Origin of the sequence: Streptomyces sp. 2131.1 (genome assembly GCF_900105515.1) — a bacterium.
Lineage (GTDB): Bacteria > Actinomycetota > Actinomycetes > Streptomycetales > Streptomycetaceae > Streptomyces > Streptomyces drozdowiczii.
The window spans coordinates 5,611,722-5,628,454 of the sequence record NZ_FNSY01000001.1 but is presented as its reverse complement, the minus strand read 5'-3'; the positions used below and the strand labels follow the sequence as shown (position 1 = coordinate 5,628,454).

The 16,733-nt window shown below is 73.5% G+C and carries 14 protein-coding genes, 1 rRNA gene and 1 pseudogene; 3 read left to right on the top strand and 13 right to left on the bottom strand.

Annotated features, from left to right (window positions below; all coding sequences use genetic code 11):
- Positions 1-375: 375 nt before the first annotated feature.
- Positions 376-2,202, top strand: a complete 1,827-nt coding sequence (locus BLW14_RS25330; protein WP_177154094.1) for a glycoside hydrolase family 15 protein — start codon at positions 376-378, stop codon at positions 2,200-2,202.
- Positions 2,203-2,271: 69 nt separating this feature from the next.
- On the opposite strand, the gene BLW14_RS25325 is transcribed toward BLW14_RS25330, so the two are convergent.
- The 6 genes from BLW14_RS25325 to BLW14_RS25300 form a co-directional block, all read right to left on the bottom strand.
- On the bottom strand, positions 2,272-3,156 hold the full coding sequence (locus tag BLW14_RS25325; RefSeq protein WP_093709478.1) for a sulfurtransferase: 885 nt from the start codon (positions 3,154-3,156) through the stop codon (positions 2,272-2,274).
- A gap of 56 nt (positions 3,157-3,212) precedes the next feature.
- A complete protein-coding gene (locus BLW14_RS25320) occupies positions 3,213-4,292 on the bottom strand; it encodes a glycosyltransferase family 4 protein (protein WP_093709477.1) in 1,080 nt (359 codons plus the stop codon).
- 218 nt (positions 4,293-4,510) lie between these two features.
- Positions 4,511-6,256: a DNA repair protein RecN gene (gene recN, locus BLW14_RS25315; RefSeq protein WP_177154093.1), complete on the bottom strand. Its 1,746-nt coding sequence runs from the start codon at positions 6,254-6,256 to the stop codon at positions 4,511-4,513.
- A 64-nt stretch (positions 6,257-6,320) separates the two neighbouring features.
- Complete coding sequence (locus BLW14_RS25310; protein WP_093709475.1) at positions 6,321-7,226, bottom strand: NAD kinase; 906 nt, start codon at positions 7,224-7,226, stop codon at positions 6,321-6,323.
- On the bottom strand, positions 7,223-8,038 hold the full coding sequence (locus BLW14_RS25305) for a TlyA family RNA methyltransferase (RefSeq protein ID WP_018523939.1): 816 nt from the start codon (positions 8,036-8,038) through the stop codon (positions 7,223-7,225). Before BLW14_RS25305 ends, BLW14_RS25310 begins: the two co-directional genes overlap by 4 nt.
- Before the next feature lie 7 nt (positions 8,039-8,045).
- Positions 8,046-8,315 carry a hypothetical protein gene (locus BLW14_RS25300; protein ID WP_093709474.1) on the bottom strand — a complete coding sequence of 90 codons (270 nt, stop codon included), beginning with the start codon at positions 8,313-8,315 and terminating at the stop codon, positions 8,046-8,048.
- Between the two features lie 54 nt (positions 8,316-8,369).
- Here BLW14_RS25300 and BLW14_RS25295 point away from each other — a divergent pair, with 54 nt between their 5' ends.
- Complete coding sequence (locus tag BLW14_RS25295) at positions 8,370-8,717, top strand: SCP2 sterol-binding domain-containing protein (RefSeq protein WP_093709473.1); 348 nt, start codon at positions 8,370-8,372, stop codon at positions 8,715-8,717.
- Positions 8,718-8,789: 72 nt separating this feature from the next.
- On the opposite strand, the gene BLW14_RS25290 is transcribed toward BLW14_RS25295, so the two are convergent.
- The 4 genes from BLW14_RS25290 to BLW14_RS25275 all read right to left on the bottom strand — a co-directional run bounded on the left by BLW14_RS25290 (position 8,790) and on the right by BLW14_RS25275 (position 12,894).
- Positions 8,790-9,620: an ABC transporter ATP-binding protein gene (locus BLW14_RS25290; RefSeq protein WP_093709472.1), complete on the bottom strand. Its 831-nt coding sequence runs from the start codon at positions 9,618-9,620 to the stop codon at positions 8,790-8,792.
- 65 nt (positions 9,621-9,685) lie between these two features.
- Positions 9,686-10,759, bottom strand: a complete 1,074-nt coding sequence (locus BLW14_RS25285; protein WP_093709471.1) for a FecCD family ABC transporter permease — start codon at positions 10,757-10,759, stop codon at positions 9,686-9,688.
- A complete protein-coding gene (locus BLW14_RS25280) occupies positions 10,756-11,715 on the bottom strand; it encodes a FecCD family ABC transporter permease (RefSeq protein WP_093709470.1) in 960 nt (319 codons plus the stop codon). Before BLW14_RS25280 ends, BLW14_RS25285 begins: the two co-directional genes overlap by 4 nt.
- Positions 11,716-11,865: 150 nt before the next feature.
- The gene (locus tag BLW14_RS25275; RefSeq protein WP_093709469.1) at positions 11,866-12,894 is read right to left on the bottom strand and encodes an HAD-IIA family hydrolase; all 1,029 of its coding nucleotides are present in this window, start codon (positions 12,892-12,894) and stop codon (positions 11,866-11,868) included.
- A gap of 71 nt (positions 12,895-12,965) precedes the next feature.
- Between BLW14_RS25275 and BLW14_RS25270 the strand changes: the two genes are divergently transcribed.
- Entirely contained in the window at positions 12,966-14,246 is a 1,281-nt protein-coding gene (locus tag BLW14_RS25270) for a DUF1015 family protein (RefSeq protein ID WP_093709468.1), read from the top strand.
- A gap of 49 nt (positions 14,247-14,295) precedes the next feature.
- On the opposite strand, the gene BLW14_RS34810 is transcribed toward BLW14_RS25270, so the two are convergent.
- The 3 genes and pseudogenes from BLW14_RS34810 to rrf form a co-directional block, all read right to left on the bottom strand.
- A complete protein-coding gene (locus BLW14_RS34810; RefSeq protein ID WP_218137702.1) occupies positions 14,296-15,072 on the bottom strand; it encodes a tetratricopeptide repeat protein in 777 nt (258 codons plus the stop codon).
- Between the two features lie 72 nt (positions 15,073-15,144).
- Positions 15,145-16,104, bottom strand: a pseudogene (locus BLW14_RS35775) (hypothetical protein); the annotation flags it as partial.
- A 397-nt stretch (positions 16,105-16,501) separates the two neighbouring features.
- Positions 16,502-16,618: ribosomal RNA gene (rrf, locus tag BLW14_RS25260) — 5S ribosomal RNA — on the bottom strand.
- Positions 16,619-16,733 lie beyond the last annotated feature (115 nt).

The window sequence follows — 16,733 nt, the reverse complement described above, 5'->3', positions numbered from 1 at the left end:
AAAGGGGGCTCCCGTGGTCGCGATCATGAGGTGCGTACCGGCTTGCCGTCCGGAGTTTTCCGGAGATGCCGTCGCTGCGGTTCGGGGGCCTCGTCCGCTCTCGCCGACGACCACCGGTCCACGGGCTACCAGGGTATCAGCGACAGGGGGAGACCGCTTCCGGCCACCCGGCGCGCGAGCGCCGCGCGAGTCACGTGTGCCGCTCGCACCCCACTCGATCGGCGCAGCCCGGTTGGTGAGAGGGTCGCGCGGACCACCCGGGTGCGTCGTATCCTGCTCGGACACTCGCTCGGGCGAGGCAGAAGCTCGCAGGTCCCCCCACAACAACCCCTTGCTACGACCTCTTGACCCGCAGTAAGCGCCCCACGGGGCGACATGGCCGTTCGACTGGAGATGCACGTGGCCGGGCGCATCGAGGATTACGCACTCATCGGAGACATGCAGACCGCCGCCCTGGTCTGCCGGGACGGCACAGCCGACTGGCTGTGCCTGCCCCGCTTCGATTCACACGCCATTTTCGCGGGGCTCCTGGGCACCGACGAACACGGTTTCTGGCGTCTGGGACCGGCCTATCCGGAGGGCACCGAGCCTCCCACGGCCGACCGCCGCCGCTACCGTGGGGACTCCCTCATCCTGGAATCGGAGTGGGATACGCCGCGCGGCACGGTCAGAGTGACCGACTTCATGCCGCCGCGCGACGGCGCGCCGCAGCTGATCCGGATCGTGGAGGGCGTCAGCGGCCGGGTGCCGATGCGTTCGGAGCTGCGCATGCGGTTCAGCTACGGCCGGGTCACCCCCTGGGTGCACAAGGTGGACTCCCGTACGGTCGCCGTCGCCGGCCCGGACTCGGTCTGGCTGGACACCCCCGTGGACACCTACGGCGAGAACCTGACCACGTACTCCGACTTCACCGTCGCCCCCGGTGACCGAATCGCGTTCACCATCAGCTGGCAGCCCTCGCACCACGAGCCGCCCGCGCTCCCGGACCCCGACGGCTCGCTGGAGGCGACGGCGGACTTCTGGCGCGAGTGGGTCGAGCAGTGTACGTACCACGGGCCCTATCGCGAGGCCGTGGTCCGCTCGCTGATCACGCTGAAGGCCCTGACGTACGCGCCGACCGGCGGCATCGTCGCCGCGCCGACCACCTCGCTGCCCGAGGACGTCGGCGGCTCCCGCAACTGGGACTACCGCTACACCTGGCTGCGCGACGCCGCGATCACCCTCTCCTCGCTGCTGCGCACCGGCTACCGCGAGGAGGCCCGCGCCTGGCGCGAGTGGCTGCTGCGCGCGGTGGCCGGCGACCCGGAGAACCTGCAGATCATGTACGGGATCGCCGGTGAGCGGGAGCTGGGCGAGGCGGAGCTGGAGTGGCTGCCGGGTTACGAGGGCTCCGCCCCGGTCCGTGTCGGCAACGGCGCGGCGGGCCAGCTCCAGCTGGACGTGTACGGCGAGGTCACCGAGGCGCTGCACCTCGCGCACATGACGGGTCTGGCCCGCAACGACTACGCGACCGGGCTCCAGCTCAAACTGATCGAGTACCTGGAGAAGCACTGGGGCGAGCCCGACGAGGGCATCTGGGAGGTGCGCGGGCCGCGCCGCCACTTCGTGCACTCCAAGGTGATGGCCTGGGTCGCCGTCGACCGGACCATCAAGCTCATCGAGTCCGGCGATGCGGAAGGGCCGCTGGAGCGGCTGCACGACCTGCGCGACGAGATCCACCGGGACGTCTGCGAGCGGGGCTACGACCCCGAGCGCAACACCTTCACCCAGTCGTACGGGTCGAAGGAGCTGGACGCATCCCTGCTGCTCATCCCGCAGATGGGCTTCCTGCCCCCCGACGACAAGCGGGTCATCGGCACCATCGAGGCGATCCAGCGGGAGCTGTCCACGGAGGACGGCTTCGTCCTGCGCTACCCGACCGCCGGCGACGACGCGGGCGTGGACGGCCTGGAGGGCGACGAGGGCGCGTTCCTCGCCTGCTCGTTCTGGCTGGCGGACGACCTGGCGATGATCGGCCGGGTCGACGAGGCCCGCCGCCTCTTCGAGAAGCTGCTGTCCCTCCGCAACGACCTGGGCCTGCTGGCCGAGGAGTGGGACGCCCGCCTCCAGCGCCAGGTGGGCAACTTCCCGCAGGCGTTCAGCCACGTCCCCCTGATCGACACGGCCCTGCGCCTGACGGCGAGCGGGGCGTACGTGGGCTGACGGCCCCGGTCCGCCCGTTGCCTTGTATCCGCCCGGCCCGCCGCTCTCCGGCGGCCGGGCGGAGCCGTGTCAGCCCCCTTCCGGGCCCGCCGCGACCGGCCGGTCCGGGGACGGCAGCCCCCACTCGCTCCAGGAGCCGTCGTACACGGCCGTGCCCCGGTAGCCGGCCAGCTCCGCCCCGAGCGCCAGCACGCAGGCGGTCACGCCCGAGCCGCAGCTGAAGTACAGGCGCTCCCGGTCGCCGGCCGCACCGGCGAACGCCGCGCGCAGCTCGTCGGGCGGCAGCATGTGCCCCTCGTCCTGGAGCCGGCCGAAGGGCAGGCTGACGGCCCCCGGCATGTGGCCGCCGCGCAGCCCGGCCCGCGGTTCCGGCTCCGTGCCCTCGAACCGTCCCCGCGTCCTGGCGTCGAGCACCGCCGCGGCCGGGTCGGCCAGCGCCTCCGCCACCGTGCGGGCGTCCACCAGGAGCCCGGGCCGGGGCCTGGCCGTGAAGCCCCCGCGCACGGGAACGGGTCCGGGCGCGCCCTCGTCGACCGGCAGTCCGGCGGCGGTCCAGGCGGGCAGGCCCCCGTCGAGGACGGCGGCCCGGTCGAAGCCCATGGCGCGGAGCATCCACCACGCCCGGGCGCTGGAGTGGATCCCGGCGGCGTCGTACGCGACGACGGTGTCAGCGTCGTTCAGGCCGAGCGCCCGCATCCCGTCGGTGAACCGGACGGCGTCCGGCATGGTGTGCGGCACCGGCGCCGCGGGGTCGGAGAGCGCGCCGTCGATGTCGAAGACCCCGGCCCCCGCGATCCGCGTTCCGCTCCCCCGGTGCGCGCCGACCGAGGCGTCGAGCACCAGCAGCCCGGGGGCGCCGAGGCGCGCGGCGAGCCAGCCGGCGGTGACCAGCGGCCCCGGCAGCGCGCCGATGTCCGCGCCCCGCTCGCGTCCGGCCCGTACGTCCTCGCCCATGTGCCCTCCCCGCTTCCCGGTACGATTTTTCAAGATCGCAGCCGGTCCGGGGGCTGTCAACGCGGCTGGACCAGCTCGTCGTACACGCAGAGCACCTGGGCCACGGTGTCGTCCTCGGTCGGCCAACTCGCCGCCTGCCGCGACCCGGCGGCGGCCAGCCGGTCCCGCTCGGCCGGGTCGCCCAGCAGCCGGGCCACCTCGACGGCCAGCGCCTCGGCGTCCGCGTACGGCACGAGAACCGCCGCGTCGCCCACGAGTTCGGGCGTGCCGCCGACCGCCGTGGCGACCAGGGGCACCCCGGCCCGCAGCGCCTGCTGGGCGACCGTCGAACGGGACTCCCAGCGGCTGGGCAGGACGGCCACGTCGGCGGCGGTGAGGAGCGCGGCGGCATCCGGCCGGTCGCCGAGCAGCTCGACGGGCAGGCCCTCGGCCGTGATCCGCCGCCGCAGGGCCGACCGCTCCCGCCCCTCGCCGACGACGGCCACCAGGGGTACCGGGTCCAGCAGACGCCACGCGGCCGCCGCGTCGAGCAGGGTGTCGTAGCCGTGATGCGGTACAAGAGTGCCGAGCGCGACGATCAACGGCCGCTCCACCGCGCCGAGTTCCGCGCGCACCTTGTCGGCGGGCGGCCCGGCGGGCAGGGGCGGGCGGGGTGCGGCGACGGGCGCGAGGCGGGCATCGCGGGCGCCCCGGGCGCGCGCCCGGTCGACGAGGTCGGAGGAGGTGGCGAGCACAACGGCCGCCGCCCGCACGGCTCTTCGCTCCAGAAGGTGCAGCAGGCTGCGGCGGGCCCCTTCGGCGTGGCCCCGGGTGTGCCAGGTGACGACGAGCGGGATGTGCCGGCCGCCGATCGCCAGGGCGGCCCGCACGGCGGCGTGCAGGCCGTGCGCGTGGACGACGTCGGCACCGGCGCAGGCGGCACGCAGCGCGGCGACGGCCGCCGGGTCGCTGCGCCGGGGCACGGGCGCGAAGTGGGCGCCCGTGCCGGTGAAGTCGTGGGTGCGGTCCAGCGCGGCCGGCGCGCAGACCGTGACCCTCACCCCCCGCGCGATCAGCCCGGCGGTCAGCGAGCCTGCATGCGCGCTGCTGCCGGCACTGCCACCGCCGAGTACCTGGACCGTGCGCAGCTGTGACACGTCGATTGGCTCCCGGGGCTCCCGAGTCGGGGGTACGAACACGGCCAAGGATGCCAGTCCGTACGCACGTTCCGGCACGACGGAACCGTAACTCCGGTGCTCATCGCGACAAAACGGGCACCCCACACCACCCGCACGGGTGAAAGCGTGTACGGCGCCGCGACACCCGTACGGCGGACCGTGTGGCCGGGACCGCTGGGGCCCCGGCCGCACGGTCCCTACGCGTCGGCGCGGGCCGTGGCGAGCAGTTCCTCGGCGTGGGCGCGGGCGGTCTCGGAGTCCTCCTGGCCGGCGAGCATCCGGGACAGCTCCCGTACCCGGTCCTCGCCCTCCAGGACCGTGACGCCGCTGCTGGTCACCGAGCCGTCCACGGTCTTCTCGACCAGCAGCTGCCGGTCGGCGAACGCGGCCACCTGGGGCAGGTGCGTGACGACCACGACCTGGGCCGACCTGGCGAGCTTCGCGAGCCGCCGCCCGACCTCCACGGCCGCCTTGCCGCCGACACCTGCGTCGACCTCGTCGAAGAGGTACGTGGGCACGGGGTCGGAGCCCGCGAAGACCACCTCGACCGCGAGCATCACCCGGGAGAGCTCACCGCCCGAGGCACCCTTGGCGATCGGCCGGGGCTGGGCGCCGGGGTGCGGGGCGAGGAGCAGTTCGACCTCGTCGGCGCCGGACGGGCCGTAGGCCACGTTCCGGCCGCCGATCTCGATGCCGGACGTCTCGTCCGCCGCGTCGGTCTGCCGGATGTCGAAGGACACCCGGGCGTGCGGCATGGCCAGGGACGCCAGCTCCTCGGTCACCGCCTCCGCGAAGGACGCGGCGGCGGCCGTCCTGGCGTCCGTCAACGCCTGCCCGAGGCCGGAGAGTTCGGCGCGCAGCGCGTCCCGCTCCGCGGTCAGCTCCCCGATCCGGTCGTCGTCGCCCTCCAGCTCGGTGAGCCGGGCCGCCCCCTCCTGTGCCCAGGCGAGTACGGCGGTGATGTCCTCGCCGTACTTGCGGGTGAGGGCGGTGAGCGCGGCGCGCCGCTCCTCGACGGCGGCGAGCCGCAGCGGGTCGGCGTCCAGCTGGTCCGCGTACCCGGACAGTTCGACCGAGACGTCGGCGAGCAGGATGGAGATCTCGCCGACCCGGTCGGCGAGCGAGGCGAGCGCCGGGTCGTGCGAGCGCACCCCGTCGAGCGCCTGCCGGGCGGCGGCCACCACGGTCGTGGCGTCCAAGGCCTCCGGGTCCTCCGGATTGCCGGCCAGCGCGGTGTGCGCGAGGGCGGCGGCGGAGGCGAGCGCGTCGGCGTGGCCGAGCCGCTGGGCCTCGGCGGCCAGCTCGGTGTCCTCGCCGGGCAGCGGTTCGACGGCGGCGATCTCGTTCAGCCCGAAGCGCAGGAGGTCGGCCTCCTGGGCGCGTTCGCGGGCGCGCGTGGTCAGCTCGTCCAGCTCCGCGGCGACGTCCCGCAGCCGGCGGTATGCGGCCGCGTACTTCGCCAGCGGGACGGCGACGCCGTCGCCCGCGTACCGGTCCAGGGCCTGCCGCTGCCGGGCGGGCTTGAGGAGCCCCTGCTGGTCGGTCTGGCCGTGCACGGCGACGAGTTCGTCGGCAAGCTCGGACAGCACGCCCACCGGCACGGATCTGCCGCCCAGGTGCGCCCGCGAGCGCCCCTCGGCGGAGACGGTGCGGCTGATGAGCAGCGCCCCGTCCTCGATCTCGGCCCCGGCCTCCTCGGCGCGCAGCGCCACCGCGTCGCCGTCGGCCACCGTGATCCGGCCCTCGACGACCGCGGCCTTGGCGCCGATCCGCACGAGGGCGGGGTCGGCGCGCCCGCCGAGCAGCAGCCCCAGGCTGGTGACGACCATGGTCTTGCCGGCGCCGGTCTCGCCCGTCACCGCGGTGAAACCGGGTGACAGCTCCACCACCGCGTCGTCGATGACCCCGAGCGACCGTATCCGCATCTCCTCCAACACGGACATGACCATACGAGGTTTCCCCGCCCGCGTGCACACGGGCCACGGCCCGGGCACCAGGATCGCGCGGTCAGTGGGGGGCGCCCCGCCACCCCGACACGGGGAGCGCGAACTTGGCGACGAGCCGGTCAGTGAACGACGCCTGGTGCAGCCGGGCCAGCCGTACGGGCACGGCACCGCGCCGCACCTCGACGCGCGCGCCCGGGGGCAATTCGACGGTCCGGCGCCCGTCGCACCACAGCACCCCGTGCGGGGTGTGCGGCTGGACCTCGACGGCGAGCACCGAGGTCGGGGAGGTCACGAGCGGCTTGGCGAACAGGGCGTGGGCGCTGATCGGGACCATCAGCAGCGCCTCGACCTCCGGCCAGACGACGGGCCCGCCGGCCGAGAAGGCGTACGCGGTCGAGCCGGTGGGCGTCGCGCACACGATCCCGTCGCAGCCGAACCCGGTCACCGGCCGGCCGTCGATCTCCAGAACGACTTCGAGCATCCGCTCGGGCGACACCTTCTGCACGGCCGCCTCGTTGAGCGCCCAGTCGGTGTGCACGACGTCGCCGTTGCTGTGCACCAGGACGTCGATCGTCATGCGTTCCTCGACGGTGTACGCCCGGGTGACGACCCGGTCGACGACCTTGTCGAGGTCGTCGCGCTCGGCCTCGGCGAGGAAGCCGACCCGGCCGAGGTTGACGCCGAGCATGGGCACCCCGGAGGCGCGCGAGAGCTCGGCGCCGCGCAGCAGCGTCCCGTCGCCGCCGAGGACGATCAGCAGCTCACAGCCGTTGAGCACCTCGGGCGTCGCGTCTGTGACGGTCTCGACGGACGAGGGCAGGGGCAGGTCGGCCGCCTCCGTGGCGAGGACCCGCACACCCAGGCCGCTGCGGAGCAGCCCCTGGACGACTAGTTCCGCGCTGCGGATCGCGGCCGGGCGGCCGGTGTGCGCCAAAAGGAAGACTGTTCGTGCCGCATTCGTCGTCAACGAGGCCCCTCCGCCACTGCACGGTCGACATCCGCGGGATCCAGTTCCGGTGCTCCGGCCCGCAGCCACAGAAAGTACTCGACGTTCCCGGAGGGCCCCGGCAGCGGGCTGGCCGTCACGCCCCGGACCCCGAGGCCCAGCGCCCACGCCCGGCGGGCCACCTCCCGTACCGCTTCGGCGCGCAGCTCGGGGCTGCGCACCACACCGCCACTGCCGAGGCGCTCCTTGCCGACCTCGAACTGCGGTTTGACCATGAGGACCAGGTCGGCACCGGGACCGGCGCAGCGGACCAGGGCGGGCAGCACGAGCCCGAGCGGGATGAACGACAGATCGCCCACCACCAGGTCCACCGGCTCGCCGTCGATCGCCTCCAGGGTCAGTTCCCGCACATTGGTGCGGTCCTTGACCACGACGCGCGCGTCGGACTGGAGCGACCAGGCGAGCTGCCCGTAGCCGACGTCCACGGCCACCACCTGCGCGACCCCCGCGCGCAGCAGCACATCGGTGAACCCGCCGGTCGACGCGCCCGCGTCCAGCGCCCTGCGGCCCTCGACCTCGAGGCCGAGCGGCACGAAGGCGGCGAGTGCGCCGGCCAGCTTGTGGCCGCCGCGCGAGACGTACTCCGGGTCGCTGTCGTCCTTGGTGACGACGACGGCGGCACTGGTCTCGACCTGGGTGGCCGGCTTCGTCGCGGTGTTGCCGCCGACGGTCACCCGGCCCGCCGCGATCAGCTGGCTCGCGTGCTCGCGCGAGCGGGCGAGCTTGCGGCGTACCAGCTCGGCGTCGAGACGGCGGCGGGCGACTCCTGCCACGTTCGGTTCAGCTCCTGTGGTTGTACGGGGGCACCCCTGCGGGTCCCGGTGCGGGGGCGGGCCCGGCGTCCAGCGCGCTCAGCGCCTCGCGCAGGCCCCGGTGTACATCCTCGTACACCTCGGTGTGTCCGTCCGCCGCGAGGTGGTCCGCGTCGGCCAGCCGCTCCAGCAGGGCGTCCACCCCGGCGTCGCCGGTCGGGGTCCGTACGACACCGAGGGGCGACGGCCCCGCGGGCTCGACCGGCTCCGGCGGGGCTTCCGTCTCGGGCTCGGGCATCGGGTCGCTCATGCGGAAACGCTACCGCGAAGGGCTGGGGTACCGTCGATCACGATGGCGACCATGGCGGAGTGCCGCAGCGCACTCGACAGACTTTCCGACAACCTCGCGGGGGCGGACGGCGACGTGCGCCGCGCCGCCGACCTGGACCGCTCGCTGAGCTGCCACATCAGGGACCTGGACATCACGTTCACCGGCCGCCTGTCCGGCGGCCGCATCCAGGTCCTGGACACCCTGGAGGGCCCGCCCCGCGACAAGGCCGAGATCCGCCTCGCGATGACCGGCGACGACCTGGTGGCGATGGTCGACGGCGACCTGAACTTCGCCAAGGCCTGGGCCTCGGGCCGAGTCCGCCTGGAGGCGGGCTTCAGGGACCTCCTGAAACTGAAGTCACTGCTGTAGCGCCACACTCGAGCCCGTCCGGCGATCGAGGACATCGTTGACCTCGGCGAGACGAGCCCACGCCGGCCGAAATCAAGCCGGTCCGGCGCTCGAGGACGTCTTTTCGACCCCGCGCGCCCCGCGCACCCGCGCAGCAGGTACGACAAGCGGCGTCCCCGTCTCCGGATCGGGAATCACCTGACACCGCAGCCCGAACACCCGCTCCACCAGCTCCGCGGTGACGATCTCCCCCGGCGCCCCCTCCGCGACGACCTCTCCCTCGCGCATCGCGATGAGGTGCGTCGCGTACCGCGCCGCGTGGTTCAGGTCGTGCAGGACGGCCACCAGCGTCCGCCCCTGCGTCTCGTGCAGCTCGGCGCACAGGTCGAGGACGTCGATCTGGTGCTGGATGTCGAGGTACGTCGTCGGCTCGTCGAGCAGCAGCAGCGGCGTCTGCTGGGCGAGGGCCATCGCGATCCAGACGCGCTGGCGCTGACCGCCGGACAATTCGTCGACATAGCGATCGGCGAGCTCGCCGACGCCCGTGGACGCCATGGACTCCTGGACGACGCGCTCGTCCTCCGGCGACCACTGCCGCAGCAGCCCCTGGTGCGGGTAGCGCCCCCGCGCCACGAGGTCCCCGACCGTGATGCCCTCCGGCGCGATCGAGGACTGCGGCAGCAGGCCCAGCGTCTTCGCGACCTTCTTCGCGGGCAGCCCGTGGATCGACTGCCCGTCCAGCAGCACCCGGCCCCGGCTCGGCTTCAGCATCCGGGACAGCGCCCGCAGCAGCGTCGACTTGCCGCAGGCGTTGGGGCCGACGATCACGGTGAACGAGTGGTCGGGGATCTCGACCGAGAGGTTCTCCGCGATGACCCGCTGGTCGTAGCCGAGGGTCACCGAGTCCGCGGTGAGGCGCTGCATGGTCGTACTCCGGGGGTCGGACGGTCGCGGGTCGGACGGTTGGGAAGAGACGGCGGCACCGGGCTTCATATGCGTCCCGCCTTGCGCTCGGTCACCAGCAGCCACACCAGATAGCAGCCGCCCAGCACGCCTGTGACGACACCGACGGGCAGCTGCCGGTCACCGAACGCGTCGAGCGCGATCCAGTCGGCGACGAGCAGGAGCGCCGCGCCCATGAAGGTCGCGGCCACCAGGTTGGGGCCGGTGGAGCGGGTCAGCCGGCGCGCCAGCTGCGGGGCGCTCAGCGAGACGAAGGTGATCGGCCCGGCGGCGGCCGTGGCGACGGCGACGAGCAGGACGGCGGAGCCCATGAGGAGGAGGCGGGTGCGTTCGACGCGTACCCCGAGCGCGTACGCGGCGTCGTCGCCCATCTCCATGACGCGCAGGGCCGGCCCGTGCCCGTACACCAGCGGGAGCAGCACGGCGCAGACGATCAGCAGCGGCCAGACCTGCGCCCAGTCCCGGCCGTCGAGCGAACCGGTCATCCAGACCACGGCACGCGTGGCGTCGACCAGGTTCGCCTTGGTGATCAGGTACTGGGTGGCGGCCGTCAGCATGGCGGCCGCGCCGATGCCCACGAGGACGAGCCGGAAGCCGTGCACCCCGCGCTTCCACGCCAGCAGGTAGACGGCGACACCGGTCACCAGGCCGCCGATGACCGCACCGGCCGAGACCGCCGCCGCGCCGCCCTGGAAGAGGACGATCACCGTGAGCGCGCCGACCGTGGCGCCCTGCCCGAAGCCGAGCACGTCGGGGCTGCCGAGCGGGTTTCGGGAGATGGTCTGGAAGACGGCGCCGCCGGCCCCCAGCGCGCCGCCGACGAGGAGCCCCACGAGCACCCGGGGCAGCCTGAGGTCGGTGACGATGAACTCCTGCTGGAAGGTCCCGTGGCCGAAGAGCGTCATGAGGACCTCGCCGGGCGTCATCGTGAAGTCGCCGCTGCCGATGAGGACGACCGCCGCTGCCGCCGCCACGAGGGCCAGGAGCAGGACGACGAGGGCGGCCCGCACGTTCATCCGGAACGAATAGCCGCCGGGCGTCCGGACGGCCCGCACCGGACCGGCGGTGTGCGCCGTCTCCTTCGTGGTCGTGGCCTTCACAGCTGGGACATCCTCTTGCGTCGTACGAGGTGGATGAAGACGGGCCCGCCGATCAGCGCGGTGACGATGCCGACCTGGAGCTCGGACGGCCGGGCGACGACCCGGCCCACCACGTCCGCGCCGAGCAGCAGCACCGGCGAGAGGACGGCCGCGTACGGCAGGATCCACCGCAGGTCGGGCCCGGTGAGCGTGCGCACCAGGTGCGGGATCATCAGCCCGATGAAGACGATCGGCCCGCACGCGGCGGTCGCCGCCCCGCACAGCAGGGTGACGGCGAGCATCGCGAGGACACGGGTCCGGGTCAGGTTCGCGCCCAGCGACCTGGCGGTGTCGTCGCCCATCTCCAGGGCGTTGAGCGGGCGCGCGATGAACACGGTCAGCAGGACGCCCAGCGCGATGAACGGCCAGACCTTGCCGACGGTCTCGGTGTTCGCGGAGGCCAGCGAGCCGACCGTCCAGAACCGCAACCGGTCCAGCGCCGCCGAGTCCAGCAGCTGTACGGCGTTGACGTACCCGTACAGCGCGGCGGTGACGGCCGTCCCGGCGAGCGCGAGCCGCACCGGAGTCGACGAGCGGCTCCCGCCGAGGAAGTACACGGCCACCGACACGATCGCGGCGCCCGCGAAGGCGAACCACACATAGCCGGTCAGCGAGGTGACGCCGAAGAAGCTGATGGCGGAGACGACGGCGGCCGAGGCCCCCGCGTTGACACCGAGGATGCCGGGCTCGGCGAGCGGGTTGCGGGTCAGCGCCTGCATGACCGCCCCGGCAAGGCCGAGCGCCGCACCGACGAGGAGCCCGAGCACGGTGCGCGGGACACGCACCTTGCGTACGAGGACGTCGTCGCCGCTGCCCGCGTAGTGGAACAGGCCGTGCCACACGTCGGAGAGCGGCAACGCCTTGGCACCGATCCCGACGGACGCAAGGCACACCAGCACGAGGACGGCCACGCCCACCAGGAGCCCCGCCGCTCTCGCCGCGTGACGCCTGCGGGGAGCGGCGGCCTTGTCCGGCGCGGCTATCGGGCCGGAACTGGAATCCGGGGGACTTTCAACCAACACCCGGTTAGGTTAGCCTACCCAGCCTCCCGGGCCTGCGCCCCGGCCTCAGAGCCCCAGCCGGGCCAGCGCCTTCTCCGCGTCCAGGTCACAGGCCTTGTCGCCCGCCTGGGACCAGGCCGCCGCGCACAGCGCCCGCAGCCCGTCGAGCGGTCCGCCGTCGCCCTCCAGCACCAGCCGGCCGTCCCGGGCGGACGCCGTCCAGCCGCCGCACCGGAATCCCCCGCCGTCCTCCTCGACCTCGGGCTGTCCGGTGAGCAGTCCGCGCAGGTCCGCGTCGATGTACGTCGGCCGGTGCTCGGGCACGGCGGTCACCAGCTGGGCCGCGTCCGTCACCCCGGTCAGCACCAGCAGCGAGTCGACGCCGCCGTTGAACGCCCCCTCGATGTCCGTGTCGAGCCGGTCGCCGACCACCAGCGGCCGTTCGGCCCCGGTGCGCAGCACGGTCTCGCGGTGCATCGGCGGCAGCGGCTTCCCGGCGACCTGAGGCTCGGCGCCGGTCGCGATCCGGACGACCTCGACGGCCGCCCCGTTGCCCGGCGCGATGCCCCGGGCACCCGGAATCGTCAGGTCGGTGTTGGACGCGAACCACGGCAGCCCGCGGTTGATCGCGTACGACGCCTCGGCGAACCGGCCCCACGCCAGGTCGGGTCCGCCGTACCCCTGCACCACGGCGACCGGGTCGTCGTCCGCCGACTCGACGGGCTCGAGGCCGCGTTCCCGCAGCGCGACGCGCAGCCCCTCGCCGCCGATGACCAGAACCCGCGCCCCGGCGGGCAGCTGGTCGGCGACGAGCCGGGACACGGCCTGCGCCGAGGTGATCACATCACTCGCCTCGGCCGGGACGCCCAACTCGGTGAGGTGCTCGGCCACCGCGGCGGGGGTCCGCAGCGCGTTGTTGGTGACGTACGCCAGATGCATCCCGCCGTCCCGCGCCGTGCCCAACGCCTCGACGGCGTGGTCGATCGCGTGCCCGCCCGCGTACACGACACCGTCCAGGTCGAGCAGCGCCGTGTCGTACGCCTCGCTCAACGCGGTGCCGCTGCCGCTCGGCCTGGTCCTGCTCGTCCCACTCATGTTCCGCGCTCCTCATCGCCTGCTTCTCCCCCGATCATCGCGCATCCCGGGACCGCACATACGATGCACAAATGAACACACCAGGCACGGCGGACCGGGGACTGCGGCTGATTCCGTTCCGTGGACTGCGGTACGTCCCCGAGCGGGTCGGCAGCCTCGCCGCGGTGACCTCTCCCCCGTACGACGTGGTCGTACGGCCCGACGGACTGCACCACCTGGAGTCGGCGGACCCGCACAACATCGTCCGGCTGATCCTGCCGCAGGCCGGCACGGTCGCCGCCCGCAACGCACAGGCCGCCGCCACCCTGGACGACTGGCTGGCCGAGGGTGTGCTCGCGCCGGACGACGAGCCCTTGCTGTACGTGTACGAGCAGCGCGGCGACGGCATCCTGCAACGGGGGGTGATCGGGGCCCTCGCGCTCTCGGGGCCCGCCGAGGGCATCGTGCTGCCGCACGAGGACGTCATGGCGCATGTCGTAGAGGACCGGGCCGACCTGATGCGCGCCACGGCCGCCCACCTGGAACCCCTGCTGCTGACCTACCGCAGCGACGCGGACGCCGCCACGGGCGCGACGGCCGTCGTCGAACGGACCGTGGGCCGGACGCCGTTGCTCGACACGACCACGGAGGACGGTTTCTGCCACCGGCTGTGGGCGGTCACCGACCCCGCCGAGCGCGCGGAGATCGAGGCGGACCTGCTGCGTCACCAGGCGCTGATCGCGGACGGCCACCATCGCTGGGCGACCTACCTGCGGCTCCAGCAGGAGCACACGGACCCGGGCCCCTGGGACTACGGCCTGGTCCTCCTGGTGGACACGGCCCGCTACCCGCTCCGGGTCCGCGCCATCCACCGCCTGCTGCACGGCCTGCCGGTCGCCGACGCGCTGGCCGCGCTGGCGGGCCTGTTCCGGATACGCGAGGTGGCGGGCCCGCTCCCCCGGGCGCTGGACGCCCTGGCCGACGCGGCAGGCGAGGGCAACGCCTTCCTGCTCGCGGGCGACGGTGACTTCCATCTGGTCGACCGCCCGGACGAGGCACTGCTGTCCCGCACGGTCCCGACGGACCGGCCGGCGGCCTGGCGCACGCTCGACGCGACGGTCCTGCACTCGGCGCTGCTCGACCACGTGTGGCGCATCCCGGACGATCCGGCGCACATCGCCTACATCCACGACACCGCGGCCGCCGTGGAGCAGGCCGAACGGCACGGCTCCACAGCGGTGCTGATGCATCCCGTACGCGAGGAACTCGTCCGGGACCTGGCCCGCCAGGGCGTCACCATGCCCCGCAAGTCCACGTCCTTCGGCCCGAAGCCGGCGACGGGCCTGGTGCTGCGCAGCCTGAAGCTGGGCTGAACGCGAAAGAGGGCGACACCCGCATCGGGTGCCGCCCTCTTCTCATGCGTTACGCCCGGGACGTGCCGTCCTCGTCGGCGTCGTCGCCGTCCTCCTCGGCCGCTTCGGCCGCGACGGGCGCCTGGGTGTCGACGTCCTCGTCGTCCTCGTCCAGGGCGTCGACGAACTCGACCCCGTCCAGCTCGGCGAGGCGGTCCGACGCGTCGGTGGCGCCGTCCTTGTCGGCCTCCAGCGCCTTGCCGAACCACTCGCGCGCCTCGTCCTCGCGGCCCGCTTCGAGCAGCGCGTCGGCGTACGCGTAGCGCAGGCGCGGGGTCCACGGGTGGACGGCGTTCGAGGCGAGTTCGGGGCTCTGGAGCGTGACGATGGCGGCGTCGAGCTGCCCCATGTCCCGGCGGGCACCGGCGGCGACGAGACGCATCTCGACCTGGCCGGCCTTGTCCAGCTTCTGCACCTCGGGCTCACCGGCCATCGCCATGGCCTTCTCGGGCCGGCCGAGACCACGCTCGCAGTCGGCCATCACGGGCCACAGCTCCACGGAACCGGTCATCCTCCGGGCCGCCCGGAACTCCGCCAGGGCCTCCGCGTACTTCTGGACGGCGTAGGCGGCGAAACCGGCGGCCTCGCGGACGGCGGCGACGCGGGAGGCCAGCCGCAGGGCGATGCGCGAGTACGCGTACGCCTGCTCCGGGTCCTCGTCGATGAGCCGGGCCACCATGACGAGGTTCCTCGCCACGTCCTCGGCCAGCGTCTTCGGCAGGCTCAGCAGCTCCTGGCGGACGTCCTGGTCGATCTCGTGACCGGTGACGTCGTCCGGGATGGGCAGCCGCTTGATCGGCTCACGGTCCCGGTCGTCCCGGCGCTCATAACCGCCCGGCCGGCCGCCGCGGTCGTCCCGGCCCCGGTAGCCACCGCGGTCACGGTCGTCCCGCTGCCCGCGGTAACCGCCGCCCCGGCTGTCGTCCCGCCGGAACCCGCCGCCGGAGCTGCCGCCACGGTCATCACGGTCGTCACGACGGAACCCGCCGCCGCTCGGCCGGCTGTCGTCACGGCGGGGGCCGCGCGGCCGGTCGTCCCGGCGGTCGTCACGGCGGTCGTCACGGCGGTCGAAGCCACCGGGACGGCCGCCCCGGTCGTCGTCGCGGCGCGGGCCACGGTCCCGGTCGCGGTCGTCACGACGGAAGCCGCCACGGTTGTCATCGCGCCGATCGTCACGGCGGTCGTCGCGACGGAAGCCACCGCCGGAGCTACCACCCCGGTCGTCACGGCGGAAGCCGCCGCCGGTGTTGCCGCCTCGGTCGCCCCGGTCGTCACGGCGGAAGCCGCCGCCGGAGGGACGGTCGTCGCGACGGAAGCCGCCACCCCGGTTGTCGTCATCCCGGCGCGGACCGCGCGGCCGGTCGTCTCGGCGGTCGAAGCCGCCCGGCCGGCCACCCCGGTCGTCATCACGACGCGGCGCCCGGTCATCACGACGGAACCCACCACCACGGTTGTCGAACCCACCACCCCGGTCGTCACGCCGGAAACCACCGCGATTGTCATCGCGCCGATCGTCACGGCGGTCGTCACGCCGGAAGCCACCGCCGGAGTTACCACCCCGGTCGTCACGGCGGAAGCCGCCGCCGGAGGGACGGTCGTCGCGACGGAAGCCGCCACCCCGGTTGTCGTCATCCCGGCGCGGGCCGCGCGGCCGGTCGTCTCGGCGGTCGAAGCCGCCCGGCCGGCCACCCCGGTCGTCATCACGACGCGGCGCCCGGTCATCACGACGGAACCCACCACCACGGTTGTCGAACCCACCACCCCGGTCGTCACGCCGGAAACCACCGCCGGAGCTACCACCCCGGTCATCGCGACGGAAACCGCCGCCGGTGTTACCAGCACGGCTGTCGTCACGGCGGAAGCCGCCACCGGAGGGACGGTCGTCGCGACGCGGGCCACGGTCCCGGTCGTCGCGCCGGAAGCCGCCCCCCGAGGAGCGGTCGTCACGGCGGTATCCACCGCGGTCGTCGTCCCGGCGCGGACCGCGCGAACGGTCATCGCGGCCGCCGCCGAAGCCGCCCCGGTCACCGCCGTCCCGGCGACGCGGCTCGCGCTCCGAACGATCGTCGGGAGAGTTGGTGGACATGGGTGGGGCTCCTGTCATTCGGGGTACTACAGACATTCTCGCGCAGCCGGACACCCGACGCGCTTCGGGAAAAACAAAAGGACCCTTGGTCCCAGCGCTGAACGCTGGGACCAAGGGTCCTTCAAAAATTGTTCGGCGGCGTCCTACTCTCCCACAGGGTCCCCCCTGCAGTACCATCGGCGCTGAAAGGCTTAGCTTCCGGGTTCGAAATGTAACCGGGCGTTTCCCTAACGCAATGACCACCGAAACACTATCGGCCACTCCCCCAACAAGGCGGAGTATCGGCACTTAGCGAACAAGCACACTTTTCAATTTAATGAATGACGCTGTTCAACCAGCACGACTGTTCGTGGCCTGGGAAC

Bases quoted from the DNA above. Each gene is read 5' to 3' on its own strand.
- BLW14_RS25290 (WP_093709472.1), bottom strand. From the start codon at position 9,620: ATGCAGCGCCTCACCGCGGACTCGGTGACCCTCGGCTACGACCAGCGG.
- BLW14_RS25295 (WP_093709473.1), top strand. From the start codon at position 8,370: ATGGCGACCATGGCGGAGTGCCGCAGCGCACTCGACAGACTTTCCGAC.
- BLW14_RS25300 (WP_093709474.1), bottom strand. From the start codon at position 8,315: ATGCCCGAGCCCGAGACGGAAGCCCCGCCGGAGCCGGTCGAGCCCGCG.
- BLW14_RS25270 (WP_093709468.1), top strand. From the start codon at position 12,966: ATGAACACACCAGGCACGGCGGACCGGGGACTGCGGCTGATTCCGTTC.
- BLW14_RS25325 (WP_093709478.1), bottom strand. From the start codon at position 3,156: ATGGGCGAGGACGTACGGGCCGGACGCGAGCGGGGCGCGGACATCGGC.
- recN (WP_177154093.1), bottom strand. From the start codon at position 6,256: ATGTCCGTGTTGGAGGAGATGCGGATACGGTCGCTCGGGGTCATCGAC.
- BLW14_RS25275 (WP_093709469.1), bottom strand. From the start codon at position 12,894: ATGAGTGGGACGAGCAGGACCAGGCCGAGCGGCAGCGGCACCGCGTTG.
- BLW14_RS25330 (WP_177154094.1), top strand. From the start codon at position 376: ATGGCCGTTCGACTGGAGATGCACGTGGCCGGGCGCATCGAGGATTAC.